General features: G+C 61.3%; 16 protein-coding genes and 2 pseudogenes. 17 read left to right on the top strand and 1 reads right to left on the bottom strand.

Annotated elements, in window-relative coordinates:
• Window positions 1-28 precede the first annotated feature (28 nt).
• From AC5QAH_RS03070 to AC5QAH_RS03140, 15 genes are all read left to right on the top strand, one after another.
• On the top strand, window positions 29-1,708 hold the full coding sequence (locus AC5QAH_RS03070; protein WP_010484842.1) for a type IV secretory system conjugative DNA transfer family protein: 1,680 nt from the start codon (window positions 29-31) through the stop codon (window positions 1,706-1,708).
• A gap of 427 nt (window positions 1,709-2,135) precedes the next feature.
• Window positions 2,136-2,582: a hypothetical protein gene (locus AC5QAH_RS03075; protein WP_010484845.1), complete on the top strand. Its 447-nt coding sequence runs from the start codon at window positions 2,136-2,138 to the stop codon at window positions 2,580-2,582.
• A gap of 89 nt (window positions 2,583-2,671) precedes the next feature.
• Window positions 2,672-3,721, top strand: a complete 1,050-nt coding sequence (locus tag AC5QAH_RS03080; RefSeq protein ID WP_049455403.1) for a VirB8 family type IV secretion system protein — start codon at window positions 2,672-2,674, stop codon at window positions 3,719-3,721.
• Entirely contained in the window at window positions 3,718-4,497 is a 780-nt protein-coding gene (locus AC5QAH_RS03085) for a TrbG/VirB9 family P-type conjugative transfer protein (RefSeq protein ID WP_049455402.1), read from the top strand. The genes AC5QAH_RS03080 and AC5QAH_RS03085 overlap by 4 nt, the downstream gene beginning before the upstream one ends.
• Window positions 4,494-5,747 carry a TrbI/VirB10 family protein gene (locus AC5QAH_RS03090; RefSeq protein WP_049455401.1) on the top strand — a complete coding sequence of 418 codons (1,254 nt, stop codon included), beginning with the start codon at window positions 4,494-4,496 and terminating at the stop codon, window positions 5,745-5,747. Before AC5QAH_RS03085 ends, AC5QAH_RS03090 begins: the two co-directional genes overlap by 4 nt.
• A gap of 14 nt (window positions 5,748-5,761) precedes the next feature.
• Entirely contained in the window at window positions 5,762-6,805 is a 1,044-nt protein-coding gene (gene virB11 / locus AC5QAH_RS03095; RefSeq protein WP_049455400.1) for a P-type DNA transfer ATPase VirB11, read from the top strand.
• A gap of 3 nt (window positions 6,806-6,808) precedes the next feature.
• Window positions 6,809-7,792: a lytic transglycosylase domain-containing protein gene (locus AC5QAH_RS03100; RefSeq protein WP_049455399.1), complete on the top strand. Its 984-nt coding sequence runs from the start codon at window positions 6,809-6,811 to the stop codon at window positions 7,790-7,792.
• Between the two features lie 73 nt (window positions 7,793-7,865).
• Complete coding sequence (locus tag AC5QAH_RS03105) at window positions 7,866-8,270, top strand: TrbC/VirB2 family protein (RefSeq protein ID WP_049455398.1); 405 nt, start codon at window positions 7,866-7,868, stop codon at window positions 8,268-8,270.
• A complete protein-coding gene (locus tag AC5QAH_RS03110; RefSeq protein ID WP_080392955.1) occupies window positions 8,263-8,571 on the top strand; it encodes a VirB3 family type IV secretion system protein in 309 nt (102 codons plus the stop codon). Before AC5QAH_RS03105 ends, AC5QAH_RS03110 begins: the two co-directional genes overlap by 8 nt.
• Window positions 8,572-8,653: 82 nt before the next feature.
• Window positions 8,654-11,101, top strand: coding sequence for a VirB4 family type IV secretion/conjugal transfer ATPase (locus AC5QAH_RS03115; RefSeq protein ID WP_049455396.1), 2,448 nt, complete (start codon window positions 8,654-8,656; stop codon window positions 11,099-11,101).
• Window positions 11,098-11,922: a TrbJ/VirB5 family protein gene (locus tag AC5QAH_RS03120; RefSeq protein ID WP_224328282.1), complete on the top strand. Its 825-nt coding sequence runs from the start codon at window positions 11,098-11,100 to the stop codon at window positions 11,920-11,922. The genes AC5QAH_RS03115 and AC5QAH_RS03120 overlap by 4 nt, the downstream gene beginning before the upstream one ends.
• A gap of 52 nt (window positions 11,923-11,974) precedes the next feature.
• Complete coding sequence (locus AC5QAH_RS03125; protein WP_425541439.1) at window positions 11,975-13,123, top strand: TrbL/VirB6 family protein; 1,149 nt, start codon at window positions 11,975-11,977, stop codon at window positions 13,121-13,123.
• Between the two features lie 99 nt (window positions 13,124-13,222).
• Window positions 13,223-13,660, top strand: a complete 438-nt coding sequence (locus AC5QAH_RS03130) for a DUF4189 domain-containing protein (protein ID WP_224328281.1) — start codon at window positions 13,223-13,225, stop codon at window positions 13,658-13,660.
• 174 nt (window positions 13,661-13,834) lie between these two features.
• Window positions 13,835-14,341: a DUF4189 domain-containing protein gene (locus AC5QAH_RS03135; protein WP_495232190.1), complete on the top strand. Its 507-nt coding sequence runs from the start codon at window positions 13,835-13,837 to the stop codon at window positions 14,339-14,341.
• Between the two features lie 407 nt (window positions 14,342-14,748).
• Window positions 14,749-14,937, top strand: a complete 189-nt coding sequence (locus AC5QAH_RS03140) for a DUF4189 domain-containing protein (RefSeq protein WP_233282216.1) — start codon at window positions 14,749-14,751, stop codon at window positions 14,935-14,937.
• A gap of 170 nt (window positions 14,938-15,107) precedes the next feature.
• Here AC5QAH_RS03140 and AC5QAH_RS03145 read toward each other — a convergent pair.
• Window positions 15,108-15,191, bottom strand: a pseudogene (locus AC5QAH_RS03145) (transposase); the annotation flags it as partial.
• 68 nt (window positions 15,192-15,259) lie between these two features.
• Between AC5QAH_RS03145 and AC5QAH_RS03150 the strand changes: the two are divergent.
• A pseudogene (locus tag AC5QAH_RS03150) lies at window positions 15,260-16,027 on the top strand (type IV secretion system protein); the annotation flags it as partial.
• A gap of 44 nt (window positions 16,028-16,071) precedes the next feature.
• Window positions 16,072-16,620, top strand: coding sequence for a DUF4189 domain-containing protein (locus tag AC5QAH_RS03155; RefSeq protein WP_088479783.1), 549 nt, complete (start codon window positions 16,072-16,074; stop codon window positions 16,618-16,620).
• The last annotated feature ends 160 nt before the right edge of the window (window positions 16,621-16,780 follow it).

Raw genomic sequence — 16,780 nt, forward strand, 5'->3', positions numbered from 1 at the left:
GCCCTTGTGCGCATCATGGAGGATTCGGGTGTTGCCCAGTAAGAAGTATCTGCTCATCGCCATCACCACGCTGGCGACCCTGTTGCTTGGTTTCGTGTTTTCCGGCTACCTGACGTTGTTGTTCCTGGGCCTGGATACCAAGCTGTTCACCTGGAACACCTATTACCAGTACTTCAATGCGCTGGACCAGCCACAGGTCGCGCCGTTCGTGGGCAAGATCAAATGGGCTGGCTACGTGGGCTTCGGTCTGCCGCTGCTGGCCCTGCTGGTGACCGGCCTGGTGCTGCTGCTGAAGAAGGACAAGCGCTCGCTGCATGGCGACGCGCGTTTCGCCACCGGCGCCGACCTGTCCAAGCACGGCATGTTCAAGAAGACCGGGCAGAGCATCGTGGTCGGCAGCCACAGCGGAAAGCTGGTGCGGCTGGACGGCCAGCAGTTCGTGATCCTGGCCGCGCCGACCCGCTCGGGCAAGGGCGTGGGCGTGGTCATCCCCAACCTGCTGGAGTACGGCGAATCGCTGGTGGTGCTGGACATCAAGCAGGAGAACTTCGACCTGACCAGTGGCTGGCGCGCCAGCCAGGGCCAGGAGATCTACCTGTTCAATCCCTTCGCCGAAGATCGGCGCACGCACCGCTGGAACCCGCTCAGTTACGTGTCCGATGATCCGGCGTTCCGGGTTTCGGACCTGATGAGCATTGCCGCGATGCTGTATCCGGATGGGGCCGAGGACCAGAAATTCTGGGTCAGCCAAGCGCGCAACGCGTTCATGGCCTTCACCCTGTATCTGTTCGAGAACTGGGATGACGAGCGCAGCAGCGGATTCCCGGGCGGTTCGGGCACGCCCACGCTGGGCGCTGTCTACCGGTTGTCATCGGGCGACGGCACCGATCTGAAGAAGTACCTCAAGGCTTTGTCGGAGCGGTCGTTCCTCAGTGGCAACGCCCGTTCGGCGTTCGCCAACATGCTGTCCCAGGCCGACGAGACCTTCGCTTCGATCCTCGGCACCTTCAAGGAGCCGCTCAATCCCTGGATCAACCCGGTGCTGGACAAGGCCACCAGCAGCAACGACTTCCTGCTGACCGACGTGCGCAGGAAGAAGATGACCATCTACATCGGCATCCAGCCGAACAAGCTGGCCGAGAGCCGGCTGATCATCAACCTGTTCTTCAGCCAGCTGATCAACCTCAACACCAAGGAACTGCCCAAGTCCAACCCGGACCTGAAGTACCAGTGCCTGTTGCTGATGGACGAATTCACCTCGATCGGCAAGGTCGAGATCATCGCCTCGGCGGTGTCCTACATGGCCGGTTACAACATCCGCCTGCTGCCGATCATCCAGAGCATGTCCCAGCTTGATGCCACCTACGGACGGGAAGTGTCACGCACGATCATCACCAACCACGCGCTGCAGATCCTGTACGCGCCGCGCGAGCAGCAGGACGCCAACGACTACTCGGACATGCTGGGCTACACCACCATCCGCAAGAAGAACGTCACCCATGCCCGCGAGAAGACCCACAACTTCACCGAGGAGCGGCGCGCACTGATGCTGCCTCAGGAGCTGAAGGCGATGGGGCCGGACAAGGAAGTATTCCTCTACGAGGGCATACCGCATCCGGTGAAGTGCGACAAGATCCGCTATTACAAGGATCGCTATTTCACGTCGAGGCTGCTGCCGAAGGTCGACGTTCCGATGCTTAACGTCTAATTCACGTCGCTAAATTTGTGACGTGGATTCATATTCACTGACATGAAATCGTGACCTGAGTCAAAAATTCGGCATCTGTTCATAGATTTTCAGACTTGTCTGACATGGAATTGACGCGTGGTTGTGTAACTCTGTGTTCGTCATCCAGAAGTGTGTGCTGGATGGCAAAAGTTGTAACGCAGGGTGGCCAGGAGTTTGTGCCATGGAAACAAGGATGGTTTCGACGTTGGTGAGGGTGTGCGGGTGTGTCGTCGGCAACGTCTGGCGGCCCCGCGACCTGGTTGGCAGCTTTCGGGCTGCAGGGGAGCCGGGGCAGGTGTGCTGCATGCCAGCGCGTCTCCCCGATTCCGGCGTGCGCCATGCAGCGCCGGACGACCAGGGAACCAACGCTCGGGACTGCTTTTTCGTACGTCACAGTGAAGCCCGTATGAATCAGGCGTTTATCGCTAAAATCTCCATCGCCGCAGTCGCGGCGCTGATGGTGGCAGGGTGTGCCACCAAGTCCGCCCCCGATTTCGGTGGGCGCTGGAAGCCGGTCAATCGCTTTGCCGTGGCGACGACCGAGATCCCGCTGTACTCCAGCTACGTCTACCAGGCCTCGCCGATGGATGGCACGCTCAAAGCCATGCTCGAGCGCTGGGCCAAGGATTCCGGACGAACACTGGACTACCGCCTCAACTCGGACTTCACGCTGTATGGCGCGGTCTCGAAGATCGACACCACCAATGCACAGCAGGCCGTGATCGATCTGACTTCGGCGTATTCGGCGCAAGGCATCTCCGTCTCCATTGTTGGCAACCAGATCGTTGTGCAGAGCGCTGGCTCGACGCCCACCGCGTCGGCGCAGGGCGCTGATTCCAACAGCGGCACCTGAGTCCACCTCGAAACCATCGAACGTGCTGCTCCCCGCGCCTGTCGCAGGGGCTCCATGCCCATTGATGTTTCAGCAGTACGGAAGAATCCATGTTCCGCAAGAAGGATCCCGGCAACAGTCCCAAGGTCGAGCAGTCGGTCGCCAAGGCGGTCAGCTACGAGATCACCGTGGCCGACATGGCGCGTCGCAGCGAGCGGCGCGCGTGGTGGGTCGCCACGGGCTCGTTGCTGATGTCGCTCGCACTGGCGGGCGGCTACTACTACATGCTGCCGCTGAAAGAGAAGGTGCCGTTCCTGGTGATGGCCGACGCGTATACGGGCACCGCGACGGTCGCGCGCCTGCGTGGCACGTTCCAAGGCGAGACCATCACCGCCAACGAAGCCATCAATCGCAGCAACGTCGCCCAGTACGTGCTGGCGCGCGAATCGTACGACTCGGCGGTGATGGGCCTGCGCGACTGGGAACTGGTGTTCGTGATGTCCAACGGCCCGGTGTCGCAGTCGATGCGGCAGCGATATGCCGGCAACAACCCGCAGAACCCGTTCGTGATGTACGGCCGGGAGAAGGCCATCCGGGTCAAGATCCTCAGCATCACGCCGCTGGGCGCAGAGCCCAATGGCAGCTTCCGCGGCGCCTCGGTACGCATCCAGCGCAGCCTGCTGGACAAGCGAACTGGTGCGTCCACGTACCTTGACAACCAGCTGGTGACGATGCGCTTCGAGTACAACCAGAACCTGGCGCTGTCCGAGCAGGATCGCATCCTCAATCCGCTGGCCTTCCAGGTCACCGAGTATCGCGTCGACAACGACTACTCGCGTGGCGTTCCGGTGCCGGACGACGGCGCCATGCAGGCGCAGGCGCAGCAGGCGGCACAACAGGCAGCGCAGCAGGCGCAGGGCGTGTACGACCCGAACAATCCGGCCGCCGCCACCATGATCGACCCGGCCACCGGCCAGCCGGTCGCGGCACCGGTGCCGGCCAACGGCCAGGTCGCGGGCCAGCCGATGCCAGGTCAGCCTGTGCCGGGACAGCCCGTGCAGGGGCAAGCAATGCCGGGGCAGGCCATGCCCGGACAGCCGGCCATGAGGCCGGTGCAGAACAATTCCACCGGAACTGCTGATGGAGCAAGCAACCGATGAGTAGTCGAAAGATCAGGGGACGCGCGCTGGCGCTGCTGTCGATGTTGTCGCTGTTGTTTTCTGCAGCAGCGATGGCGCAGGCGGTGGACCACTACGAATACGAGAAGGACCGCATCTATCCGGTTCGCACCGGCCTGGGACTGACAACCCAGATCGAGCTGAGCCCGAACGAGAAGATCCTCGACTACAGCACCGGCTTCAGCAGCGGCTGGGAGCTGACGCGCCGCGAGAACGTGTTCTACCTCAAGCCGAAGAACGTCGACGTGGACACCAACATGATGGTGCGCACCGAAACCCACTCCTACATCTTCGAACTGAAGGTGGTGGCGACCGACTGGCGTCAGCTGGAGCAGGCGCGTCGTGCCGGCGTGCAGTACAAGATCGCCTTCGTCTATCCGAATGACACCGTGTTCGGCGTCGCCCAGGAAGCGGTCGAGGAAGAAGCCAAGCCGTTGCTGAGCGCTGAACTGGCCAAGGATCGCCAGTACAACTTCAACTACTCCTACTCGACCAGCAAGGCGAAGAAGATGGGCTGGCTGATCCCGGTCAACGCCTATGACGATAGCCGTTTCACCTATCTGAAGCTGCCGAACTCGCCCGAATACAAGACCGGCATCTTCCCGGCCGTGTTCGGTCGTGAAACGGAATACGGTGAAGACTTCGTGGTCAACACCACGGTTGAAGGCAACACGCTGATCGTGCACGGGACCTACCCGTACCTGGTCATCCGCCACGGCGACTTCGTCGTCGGCCTGCGAAGGAACGTGAAGAAATGAGTCAGCAGAACACCCCGGGCAACGACCCGAACCCGTCTCCCTATTCCCAGGGCGCCGCAGGCCAGGAGCCGCCGTCCAATCCTTACTTCGGCAACGCAGCCGAACAGCAGGCCGCGCCTGATCTTGATGCAGGAGCCCCGCAGCTGCGCTCGGCAGAGGAACAGCGCCTGAACCGCAAGGCGTTGCTGTTCCTGGGCGGTATCGTGCTGCTGCTGATGGCTATGGGTTTCCTGCTGTTCCGAAAGGGGCAGGACGATGCAGCCGAGCAGAAGAAACCACAGGAAGAAGCACGCGCCACCACGCCGCAGCTTCCGAGCGTTGTCGGGGCGACCGAGCCGGCGCCCCCGATCGCGGTTGCCGATCCGATCCCGATGCTGCCGCCTCCGCCGCAGCAGGAAGTGCCAATGCCGGGCTTCCCGATGGGCAACGAGGCCAAGGCGGATCATGATCGCGGACCGACGCTGATGGACCGTCGCATGGGCAGCGGCTCCGGCGTGGGCGGGGGCGAGGCGGGCGGCGCCGCCAACGGCCAGAGCGGCTCCGACTACAACCAGGCGATGATCGCGGCCATGCAGGCGGCGGCCAATCCGCAAGCGCAGCCGCAGAAGGTGCGCCGTGGACCGGATGTGGAGGATGTCTCCAGTGCCACCTACATCCGCAGTCCGGATGCACTGCTGGTGCGGGGCACGTACCTGCGCTGCGTGCTGGAAACCCGCATCATCACCGACATCGCCGGCTACACCTCCTGCCTGCTGACGGAGCCGGTGTACTCGATCAATGGCCGCAACCTGCTGCTGCCGAAGGGCTCCAAGATCTATGGCGCCTACGGTGGTGGTCCCACCGGAAAGCGCGTGGAAGTCATCTGGGATCGCATCACCACCCCGAATGGCATCGACGTGGCCATGTCCAGCCCCGGTACCGATGGTCTGGGCGGTGCGGGCCATCCCGGTCAGTACAGCGCGCATTGGGGCAGCCGTATCGCTTCGGCGCTGATGATCAGCCTGCTGGCCGACGCGTTCAAGTATGCCGCTGCAGAGCACGGTCCGGAGACCACGACCGTGGCCAACAACGGTATGACCATCCAGTCGCCCTATGAAAGCGCCACCGCACGCACCATGGAGCGCCTGGCCAACGAAGCTCTCGGCAGCAGTCGCCGTCCGCCCACCGTCACCATCAACCAGGGCACCGTGGTGAATGTCTACGTCGCCAAGGACGTCGATTTCACCAACGTGCTGCATCCCCGCCGGTAACCCAACGAACGACCATGGACGCTGAAGTGTCACCCCTCGCCCTCGTCTCCAGCGATTTCCTGCGCTATCAGTACGAAGTGCTGGGCATCGCCGAGTACATGACTTCGCCGGAAGTGACGGAAATCTGCATCAACCGTCCCGGCGAGCTGTACCTGGAAACCCGGGCCGGGTGGCAGCGGGTGGAGGTGCCGAGCCTGACCTTCGAGCGGGCCCGGCAGTTCTGCACGGCAGTGGTGAACGAGAGCAACACCGGGCAGCGCATCACCGATGCCGATCCGGTGGTCTCGCTCACGTTCCCGACCGGTCAGCGCGCCCAGTTCGTGATTCCACCGGCGTGTGACGCGGGCAAGGTGTCGATCACCATCCGCCTGCCGTCCAAGCACACCAAGTCACTCACGCAGTATCACGAAGATGGATTCTTCAACCAGATCCTGGAGAGCGACGGCAGCATCAGCGAACACGATCGCGAGCTGCTGGAGCTGCGCCATTCGCGTGAGTACGCCGAATTCTTCCGGCGTGCGGTGATGTACCGCAAGAACATCGTGGTATCGGGTGCGACGGGTAGCGGCAAGACCACCTTCATGAAAGCGTTGGTGAATCATATCCCGGACAGTGAACGCCTGGTCACGATCGAGGACGCGCGCGAACTATTTCTGACCCAACCAAACGTGGTGCATCTGCTGTACTCCAAGGGGGGGCAGAGCGCAAGCAATGTCACCGCCAAGAGCTGCATGGAAGCGTGCCTGCGCATGAAGCCCGAACGCATCATCCTGGCCGAGCTGCGCGGTGACGAGGCGTTCTACTTCATCCGCAACTGCGCATCGGGCCATCCGGGGTCGATCACGAGTTGCCATGCCGGCAGCCCGGAGCAGACCTGGGACCAGCTGGCGCTGATGGTCAAGGCCTCCAGCGAAGGCTCTGGGCTTGAGTTCAACGTGATCAAGCGACTGCTGATGATGACCATCGATATCGTCGTCCACATCAAGGCACATGCCGGTTCCCGCTACATCACCGGTATCGATTTCAACCCTGGGCGCGCCCAGGGGCAGGAGGGCTGAAGGATGCTGCCAGGACTGGAAATGATGGCGTGCCCGGAGATGGCCGTGTCGATGGACGTGATGCAGCACGTCATCAATGTCGAATCGTCGCGCAATCCCTACGCGATCGGCGTGGTTGGAGGAGCGCTGGTGCGCCAGCCCAAGGCGCTGGACGAGGCGTTGGCCACAGTGCGCATGCTGGAAGAGAAGGGCTACAACTTCTCCATCGGCCTGGCCCAGGTCAACCGCTACAACCTAGGCAAGTACGGGCTGGATTCGTACGAGAAAGCGTTCCAGCAGTGCCCGAACCTGCAGGCCGGATCCCGCATCCTCGCCGAGTGCTACAAGCGCTCGGGTGGCGATTGGGGAAAATCGTTCAGCTGCTACTACTCGGGCAATTTCGAAACCGGCTTCCGTCACGGCTATGTGCAGAAGGTCTACGACTCGATCCGCCGTGGGCAGCAGGTCGCCAGCAATGGCGTTGCGCCGATCGACGTGGTGAGCCGTGGCGAGCGCCGCAGCGTGAAGATCGAGCATCACCCGCAGCTGGCGTCGCCGGCACAGGCGCGCATCGTGGCCCAATCGAACGGACCGGTGTACGTTCCTTCGGATGATCCAGCGCGTGCGTACGTGGTGTACCCGTCCACCGGTGCGATGGCGCGCGGCAGTCTGCTGAATATTGCCGATCAGGCGCTGTCCAAGGTCGTCCTGGGGTCGGTGGACCGGATGATGCAGCCCCAGCAGGCAGGTCAGCAGGGCGGGGCTGCACAGCCGCAGCAGGCGCAGTTCCCGCAGGGCATGGCCCAACGCCTGCCGTCCCAGAACAGCTTGGCAATGCCGCAACAGCTTCCTGGTACCGCGGGCGGCACCGACAATGGCCCGGTGATGCTGCGTCCGTGGAGCGAACGCAACCTACCGGTGGCGGAAAGCGCAGATTCGTACAACGCGCCGGCGCAGGGCGCGCCGGTGCAGCAGATTCCCGCAGGGGATGCGGCCTTCGTGTTCTGACGAAGTCGTGGTGCGGCCAGTCCCCCGGCTGGTCGATTCAGTTGTGTTAGTCCATCAACAAGGAAATCAATCCATGAAGCGATCCAATCTCGACCTCGTCCAGGCCCAGCGCACGCTGAAGACCCTGCTGATGGCAACGATCTTCGTCGGCGCATTGTTCGCCCCGCAGGTGTTCGCCACCAACGGCGCCACCAACTACGGCGGTACCGACGGCAAAGTCTGCGGCTTCTTCTCCAACATCAATGGCCTGCTGAACATGGCCTCGATTGCCGTCGTCACCATCGCGGTCATCTTCGCCGGCTATCAGATTGCCTTCGCGCACAAGCGCATCAGCGAGGTCTCGCCGATCCTGATCGGTGGCGTCCTGATCGGTGCCGCCGGCCAGATCGCCCGCATGCTGCTGGGTGACGAGTACGGCACCTGCGAAGGCAAGACCGCCATGCTGATCCAGCAGGCAGTGCTCTACTACAGTGCATAAGAACGTCGTCTTCCGCGGTTGCACTCGCCCGGCAATGTTCCTGGGCGTTCCCTACCTGCCATTCTTCATGGTGGCAGGTGGGTTGCTGCTGCTGAGCGTCTACACCAATTTCTGGTTCCTGCTCACCATTCCGGTAGCAATCTTCATCATGCGGCAGATGGCCAAACGTGACGAGATGATCTTCCGTCTGATGGGCCTGCGCCTGATGTTCAAGCTGCGGGTGCGCAACGTGCAGCAGCACGACGGCATGTGGGTATTCAACCCGAATCATTACCGCAACAAGCCGGCCCGAATGGATTGAGGTCCGGAATGGCCTGGCGGTCGCGTGCTGCCCGCCAGGCCACCTCGAAGTTCCCTGGCAGCAACTCTTTGGAAGCAGTCGTATGTTCAGCCCAGATACCTCCATCAGTGAGTTCATTCCCCTGTCGACGCATGTCGCCCCGAACGTGGTCAAGACTACGGGCGGTGACTACCTGTTGACCTGGTACCTGGAGGGGTTGCCGTTCGTGGGTCGCGAGGAATGGGAACTGGAACATCGGCACAACACCTTCAATCGCCTGCTGCAGACGCTGCGTGCGCCGGACTTCGTCAACGTGGCTTTCTGGGTGCACGATATTCGGCGCCGTCGCACGCTGAAAGGCAAGAGCACCTACCGGCAGCGCTTCAACCAGGACGTGTCCGATCAGTACATGGGCATGCTGTCCTCGCAGCGCATCATGCAGAACGAGCTGTACCTGACCATGATCTACCGCCCGGTGGTATCGGGTAAGCGCTTCGTGGAAAAGTCGGCGAACGTCGATCGCCTGCGTGCCGAGCAGGAACAGGCCATCGAGAAGCTGATGGAGCTGGCCGGCAACGTCGAGGCCGTGATCCGTGATTACGCGCCGTATCGCCTGGGCATGTACGAGGCAAAGAATGGCGTGGTGTTCTCCGAGACGCTGGAGTTGTTCGGATACCTGATCAACCGCATCGACGAGCCGGTGCCGGTGCTGCCGGCGCCGATCAAGGATTACCTGCCGGTCAGCCGGCACATGTTCTCGGCCAAGACCGGCGACTTTGTCATCAACACCCCGAATGGCGCCAACCACTTCGGTGCCATCCTCAACATCAAGGAGTATGCCGAGGGCACCTACCCGGGCATTCTCAACGGCCTGAAGTACCTGGACTACGAGTATGTCATCACCCATTCGTTCAGCCCGATGGGGCGCCAGGACGCGCTGAAGGTGCTCGACCGCACCAAGGGCATGATGATCTCCTCCGGCGACAAGGCGGTCAGCCAGATCGTCGAGCTGGACCAGGCCATGGATCAGTTGTCGTCCGGCAACTTCGTGCTGGGCGAGTACCACTTCATCATGGCGGTGTACGGCGACACGCAGGCCAAGCTCTCGCAGAACGTCGCCTCGACCCGGGCCGAGCTGTCCAACGCCGGATTCGTGTCGACCAAGGAAGACCTGGCGGTTACCTCGTCCTTCTATTCGCAGCTGCCGGGCAACTGGCGCTACCGTACGCGCCTGGCCAATGTCAGCTCGCTGAATTTCCTGGGCCTGTCACCGCTGCACAACTTTGCTACCGGCAAGCAGCACAACAACCCCTGGGGCGACTGCGTCACCACGCTGCAGACCACCAACGGCCAGCCGTATTACTTCAACTTCCATGCGACCCATCCGTCGGAGAATTCGCTGGGCGAGAAGGCGATCGCCAACACCATGGTGATCGGTAAGTCCGGTACCGGTAAGACCGCGCTGATCAACTTCCTGCTCAGCCAGGTGCAGAAGTACGAGCCGTCGCCGACCATTTTCTTCTTCGACAAGGATCGTGGTGCGGAGATCTTTGTGCGTGCCTGCGGCGGCAACTACCTGGCCCTGGAGAACGGTGCGCCGACTGGCTTCAACCCGTTCCAGTGCGAGAACAACGAGTCGAACGTGCAGTTCCTGGCCGACCTGATCAAGGTGCTGGCCGGCAAGCGCGAGTACAGTGCCCGTGAGGAAGAGGACATCTACCGCGCAGTGGAGAGCATGCTCGATACGCCGATGCACCTGCGCAACATGACCAACTTCCAGAAGAGCCTGCCCAACATGGGCGATGACGGTCTCTACGCGCGCATGCGCCGCTGGACCTCGGGCAATTCGCTGGGCTGGGTGTTCGACAACCCGGTCGATACCGTTGACCTGAGCAAGGCCAACATCATCGGGTTCGATTACACCGACATCATCGACAACCCTGAAGTGCGCGTGCCGGTCATCAATTACCTGCTGCACCGCCTGGAGTCGCTGATCGACGGCCGTCCGCTGATCTACGTGATGGACGAGTTCTGGAAGATCCTGGACGGCGAGGGTGGCCTGAAGGAGTTCGCGAAGAACAAGCAGAAGACCATCCGTAAGCAGAACGGCCTGGGCATCTTCGCCACGCAGAGCCCGGAAGATGCGCTGAAGAGCGACATCTCCGCGGCCCTGATCGAACAGACCGCCACGCTGATTCTGCTGCCGAACCCGAACGCCAGCAAGAGCGACTACATGGATGGCCTGAAGCTGACCGAGGCCGAGTTCAAGGTGGTTACCGCGCTGGACGAGCGCTCGCGCTGCTTCCTGGTCAAGCAGGGTCATGCCTCGAGCGTCTGCCAGCTCAACCTGCGCGGCATGGACGACATCCTGTCGGTGATCTCGGCCTCGACCGACAACATCGACATCATGCATCGCGTGCTGCAGACGGCAGCGGTCCGCAACCGTGTGACGGTGGACGAGTTGACCCCGGATCAGTGGCTGGACGCGTTCTACAAGAATCGAAAGGGCTCCGGCAAGCGGGCCGAACAGGATCAGGAGGAGACGGCATGAACCTGCCCACTCAAACGAACAAGGAAACTGCCATGACGACCGAAACCCAACGCAAGCCCATTCGCCGGCGTCGCATGGCGCCCCTGATGGCAGCCGTACTGACGCTGGGCCTGACCGTGAGCACGGGCACCAGCCCGGCGCAGGCGATGACCGTCTATGACCCGTTCAACTGGGTCATGAACTTCCTGCAGGAGATGAAGGCCGGCAAGGAGTACTTCGAGACGGCTGCGCGCTGGAGCCAGACGGCCGAACAGTACACCAAGACCATCGACAACTGGCTGTCCAAGCTGCAGAACTGGACCCAGATCATTGCTTCGCCGCTGATGCCGCCGACGCCCACGCTGACGAAGATTCCCGAAAACTGGAACGTGGCAGAAAAGTGCGGTGGCGATTCCATGATCAGCATGAGCGGCCTGATGGCAGTGCTGAACATGAGCCCGGGCGGCGATATCGGCGCGCAGCAGCGAGCGATCTGCTCGTACATCCAGGTGCTTGAGAACAAGAAGTACAACGAGACCGTCGAGGTCGTGCAGATGTCCATGCCGGCGATGGAGCAGATGCTGCAGCAGCTGCGCCGGATCCGCAACGCGTTCAAGAACGAAGGCGCGCTGCAGGAGGATATCTCCAACAATACGGCAACCGCGGTCGAACTCGATAAGGCGTTCAAGAAGTGGGAAACCACCGTCAAGGTCTACGATCAGCAGATTCTTGCCCTTCAGGGGCGGCAGAAGAACCTGGCCGAGCGTGCGTTGCGTGGCGAGCGCAATCCGATTGGCAGCGTCATCAAGGCCGGCGCGCTGAAGGCCGCGCTTTCGAAGTGAATCACGTGCGCAACGCACTCCAGCAGGGCCCCGATGCGGGGCGGGTGATGTGATGAGTCAGGGAATGATGCACGGTATGGTGTTCAATGATCTGTTGCACGGCACGTTGTTCGCCTCGGTGGGCGACTTCGTCTTCTTCCGGCTGATCCTGGATTATCTGCGCGACGAGATCACCAACTTCGGCAACGGCATCCTGAGCCGGATGATGACCTGGGTCGGCACGATGGCGTTGGTGCTGATGACGCTGTGGGTGCTCATCCAGGGCTTCCGCATCGTGACCGGACGGAGCCGTGACTCGATGGCTGCGCTGATGACGAACATGGCGCGCGCCGCCCTGATCGTCACCGTCGCAACGTCGATGGCGATGTTCGGAACCAAGCTGCAGAACTTCCTGACCGGCGATGTGCAGGACCAGATCACCTACATCGTGACCGGCAAGAAGTCGACCGCCGAGGAGCTGATCGACAAGAACCTGGGCTACATGCAGCTGGCACTCACGTCGGTAAGCGTGCTGGATGTGGCCGGCGACGTGGCTCTTGATAGTGCCAAGACCCGCGCGATGTGGTTCATCGGCCTGGGAACGGGCGGTCCCGCCGTGACCGCAGGCGCGATGTTGCTGCTCTACCAGATTGCGCTGGCGCTGTTCATCGGATTCGGACCATTGTTCATCCTGTGTCTGCTGTTCGAGCAGACAAAGTCGCTGTTCCAACGATGGTTGTTCTATGGCATCGGCACCATGTTCTCGATGGCGGTGCTGGCTGCGATGACCGGCATTGCCATGGAAATGGTGGCGCGCGTGGCGGCTTCGTTCTGGGGCGCGTCTGCGCTGGGTGCACTGCTGGGGTCGAACCTGACCGAGGGCATGAGCAGCATGGCGCTGCAGCAGGGCGGTATGGGCCTGATCCTGACGACGCTGATTCTGACTGCGCCCCCAATGGCTGCGATGTTCTTCCAGGGCACCCTGGGTACCTTCATGGCATATTCGCAGATAGGTGGTAGCGCCGTGCCGACCTCGCCGGGTCCGAATGGGCAGCCGCCGGGTTCTAGCGGGTCGGGTGGTGGAGGATTCTTTATGCCAGCGATGCCTCCTGCTGATACGCAGATGCGAACGGGTGCTGCTGGGGCCCAGCGGTCGGGATTCACCGGCGAAGCGGCGCCTCATGCAGGCCAACGGGGTGCTGCTAACAACGATCGGAACTGAGATCTGACTATGTCTAAACGATTTATGCGAGCCGTCGTCGCAACAATGCTCCTTCTAGTATTCTCATCCGCAAGTGCTGAGGGGAACTGCCCTCCCGGTATGTATCCGATTGGAGGGCAGGGAGTACAGGGCTGCGCGCCAATTCCAGGAGCCAGTTCTGGGGGCAGCGCTACGATTCCTACTCCTCCGCCCAGACCATTGGGTGAGTGGGTTAAGACCTGGGGCGCACTCGCTGGCTCATCCAGCGGTTCGGAGGGGGGCGCATCTGTAGGTGAACCCAGTGAGCGTGCTGCGAAGAGGGCCGCGATTTCGAATTGCGAGAAGAACGGTGGACGTTGCAGAATCGAGTTCACCTACCAGAATCAATGTGTGGCTGCTGTCACCTCGGAACTGGCATCCACCGGTACGCAGTACGCCAGTTCGGGGACGGTAGAGAGCGCCGGGGAGCAGGCCATGCGTGACTGTCAGGCAGCAGGCGGGGCGCATTGCAGGATTATTTACTCGGAATGTTCCGCGCCGGTCTTCCGCAAGTATTGAAAGTGTGTCCAGGCGGCGCTCGAATGCCTGGTGGCTTTAGGGGAGCGTATGTTGGTGCAGGCTGGTACGCCGCCGTCGCTACCTTCACGCGAGTTGCTCGGCAGTCAGAGGTACATGGCCGCTGCCTCCGTTCTTCAATGTCGTCCTGGATGACTGATGCGGTACTTTGTTGGAATGCTGGCAGTGCTGGCTTCGTTCTGGTCCTCGCCGGTAGCGGCTGAGGGCAACTGTCCGTCTGGTTTCTACCCAATTGGCGGGCAGGGTGTCAGCGGGTGCGCTCCGATCCCTGGTGCGAGCAGCGTCTCTTCCCAGCAACAGTTGCCATCGCCCCCGCCGCAGCCGACAGGGCGTTGGCATAAGACCTGGGGCGCCGTTGCCATGGGTGAAAAGGGGGATACGGGAGTTGCAAAGCAGAAGTACTCCCGCGAGGAGGCTGAGCAGGAAGCGCTAAGTCAATGTGCGACGTGGGGTGCGCGAAACTGCGTGGTCAAGATCTCGTATGAGAACCAATATGTGGCGATTGAATCTCCCACTGCTTCCCAGACCGGCGCCCATATCGCCCGAGATGGCAGCATTGCCAAGGCCGGTGCTGTGGCGCTTTCGGGTTGCAAGAAGCAAGGAGGTTTCGGGTGTGAAGTTATGTACTCCGAGTGCAGCGATCCCATCTTTGAGAGGTTCTAGAAGCACTCCTGTCGCTGCGAATTTTCTTTGGGGCATGCCAACCTGGTTGTGGCTGCGGCACGAGTTGCATTGACGCAATCGGATTTCGCGAGAGCTGCGGATACAGGCTTTGGAGCTGTGGACCTTGGGCAGCCATAGCCTCGCGCGGTACTGGAGTACTGGTATGAGACGCGTTGTACCGTTGTCCCAAATGGCTTCATTCTTTCTGGTGCTTCTTGCATGCGATGCTCGTGCCGAGGGGCGGTGCCTGCCGGGACAGTACCCGGTTGGAGGACAGGGTTTAGGGGTGTGCTCCGATACCCGGAGACAGCAGCCAAGCTGGCCAAGCGGCACAGAGCGGTCCGATCGCGACTGGGCGCTGGATCAGGACCTGGGGCGCGATAGCCGGGGCAGCAAGCACCGGTGATGTGGGTGCCTCGGTAGGCCAGGGAACAAAGAGTGAAGCGATATCGGAGGCGCTGGAACGCTGTGGGAAATATGGCGCGAAAGGCTGCAAGATCGATACGACCTGCAGAAATCAGTGTGTGGCATATGCTGATCCTTCCCCTGGCAGTAAGGGTACTGCTCGGAACCTGTTTTTGAGTCCTTCTAGCTGAGTCAATTCAGGGTACTTGCGGCTTCGCCGAATCGCCCGGGTCGCAGGGCAACAGTGAGACTGTCGTTTCGCTGAGCCTTGGCTGACGCTAGTAGTTAACCTTATGAGCGGCGGTGCGAGAAAGAACTGAGATCGAGCCCGCATTTTGTAGCTGTGCTTTGGCCCGTCTTAGCGGCATAGCTCCTTGATCGGGGTGCCAGCGGCCGCCTGCTTCAGGAAGCCAATAATCTGCTCGTCGGTGAAACGCTTCTTCATGTCCGTCCTCGGTATGGGGACGGACTCTACTTAAGTTAGGCTGGCCCTGGAAACCGGGGGCACGTCCCACCTATATCGTGACCGGAAAGAAGTCGATCGCCGAGGAACTGATTGACAAGAACCTGGGCTATATGCAACTGGCGCTCACGTCGGTGAGTGTGCTGGATGTTGCCGGCGACGTAACGCTGGATAGCGCAAAGACCCGTGCGATGTGGTTCATTGGGCTGGGCACCGGCGGACCGGCCGTTACGGCGGGCGCCATGCTATTGCTGTACCAGATCGCCATGTCATTGTTCATTGGTTTTGGTCCGCTGTTCATCCTCTGCCTGCTGTTTGAGCAGACAAAGTCCCTGTTCCAACGATGGTTGTTCTATGGCATCGGCACCATGTTCTCGATGGCGGTGTTGGCTGCGATGACCGGCATTGCCATGGAAATGGTGGCGCGCGTGGCGGCTTCGTTCTGGGGCGCGTCTGCGCTGGGTGCACTGCTGGGGTCGAACCTGACCGAGGGCATGAGCAGCATGGCGCTGCAGCAGGGCGGCATGGGACTGATTCTGACGACGCTGATCCTGACTGCGCCCCCAATGGCTGCGATGTTCTTCCAGGGCACCCTGGGTACCTTCATGGCATATTCGCAGATAGGTGGTAGCCCGGTAGCGCAGGCGCCCAGCTCAAACGGCCAGCCGCCGGGTAGTTACATGCCGCCTCAGACTTCTAATGCGGAGAAGCATGTTTCACCACCAGTAACCTATGCAACCAGTGGAAGGTCTATAGGTGAAGGCGGGTCTAGCGGAAGTCTTGGGCCTGGTACGCATGGCAAGGCTGCTGGAAGTTAGTTGAGGCTTGCTCAGCGCATGATTCAAGGATTGGAGTAAACACTATGATCAAGTTCTTTCTTGCGGCCGCGCTGCTGATAGCCCCTTTTTCCGCTCTGGCGGAGGGGAGATGTCCCCCTGGGCAGTACCCTGTTGGAGGGCAGGGCGTCGGCGGGTGTGCGCCTATTCCTGGCGGAAGCAGCTCTCCCTCCACTGGATCTTCTGCGCCGGTTCCGGCCGGGAAATGGGAGACGCGCTGGGGAGCCATCGCTGAGGACAAAAAACCAGCAACTGGTGGCTTGATGGCAACCGGTGTTTCCGTATCCCAGAAATCGAAGCGAGCTGCGGAAGCGGCGGCGATCGACGGATGTGTCCGACGAGGAGGGAGCAAGTGTGAGATTCGTTTGAGCTATCACGATCAATGCGCCGCAATCGCCGATCCGTCGCCCCGCTCGGGCGGAAAGGCTGCCGGAAATTCAATCGTTGCCAGCGCTGAAACACTTGACGAAGCTCAATCGCTCGCGTTGAAGGAATGCGCCTCTGTGAATGATGGAGGAGCGTGTGAAGTGGCCTACTCGGCCTGCAGCATGTCGGAGTTCAGGGCGTATCGCTGATCGCCAGTTCTGCGTGAGGGCTGTCAGCAGTTATTCATGCTGCACCGGAAGGTGGCGTTACTTGTGGCCGCATCTGCTATGGCTGTGATGTTGTTCCGAGGCGTCTGGGAGACTTCATGCATGTTCGCAGATGGCTGGAAATTGAGTTCGGGCGTGGCTG

The organism is Stenotrophomonas sp. YJH_SMC_43 (assembly GCF_059372535.1).

Bases quoted from the DNA above. Each gene is read 5' to 3' on its own strand.
- AC5QAH_RS03155 (WP_088479783.1), top strand. From the start codon at position 16,072: ATGATCAAGTTCTTTCTTGCGGCCGCGCTGCTGATAGCCCCTTTTTCC.
- AC5QAH_RS03075 (WP_010484845.1), top strand. From the start codon at position 2,136: ATGAATCAGGCGTTTATCGCTAAAATCTCCATCGCCGCAGTCGCGGCG.
- AC5QAH_RS03080 (WP_049455403.1), top strand. From the start codon at position 2,672: ATGTTCCGCAAGAAGGATCCCGGCAACAGTCCCAAGGTCGAGCAGTCG.
- AC5QAH_RS03100 (WP_049455399.1), top strand. From the start codon at position 6,809: ATGCTGCCAGGACTGGAAATGATGGCGTGCCCGGAGATGGCCGTGTCG.
- AC5QAH_RS03090 (WP_049455401.1), top strand. From the start codon at position 4,494: ATGAGTCAGCAGAACACCCCGGGCAACGACCCGAACCCGTCTCCCTAT.
- AC5QAH_RS03085 (WP_049455402.1), top strand. From the start codon at position 3,718: ATGAGTAGTCGAAAGATCAGGGGACGCGCGCTGGCGCTGCTGTCGATG.
- virB11 (WP_049455400.1), top strand. From the start codon at position 5,762: ATGGACGCTGAAGTGTCACCCCTCGCCCTCGTCTCCAGCGATTTCCTG.
- AC5QAH_RS03115 (WP_049455396.1), top strand. From the start codon at position 8,654: ATGTTCAGCCCAGATACCTCCATCAGTGAGTTCATTCCCCTGTCGACG.
- AC5QAH_RS03125 (WP_425541439.1), top strand. From the start codon at position 11,975: ATGAGTCAGGGAATGATGCACGGTATGGTGTTCAATGATCTGTTGCAC.
- AC5QAH_RS03120 (WP_224328282.1), top strand. From the start codon at position 11,098: ATGAACCTGCCCACTCAAACGAACAAGGAAACTGCCATGACGACCGAA.
- AC5QAH_RS03130 (WP_224328281.1), top strand. From the start codon at position 13,223: ATGTATCCGATTGGAGGGCAGGGAGTACAGGGCTGCGCGCCAATTCCA.
- AC5QAH_RS03135 (WP_495232190.1), top strand. From the start codon at position 13,835: ATGCTGGCAGTGCTGGCTTCGTTCTGGTCCTCGCCGGTAGCGGCTGAG.
- AC5QAH_RS03105 (WP_049455398.1), top strand. From the start codon at position 7,866: ATGAAGCGATCCAATCTCGACCTCGTCCAGGCCCAGCGCACGCTGAAG.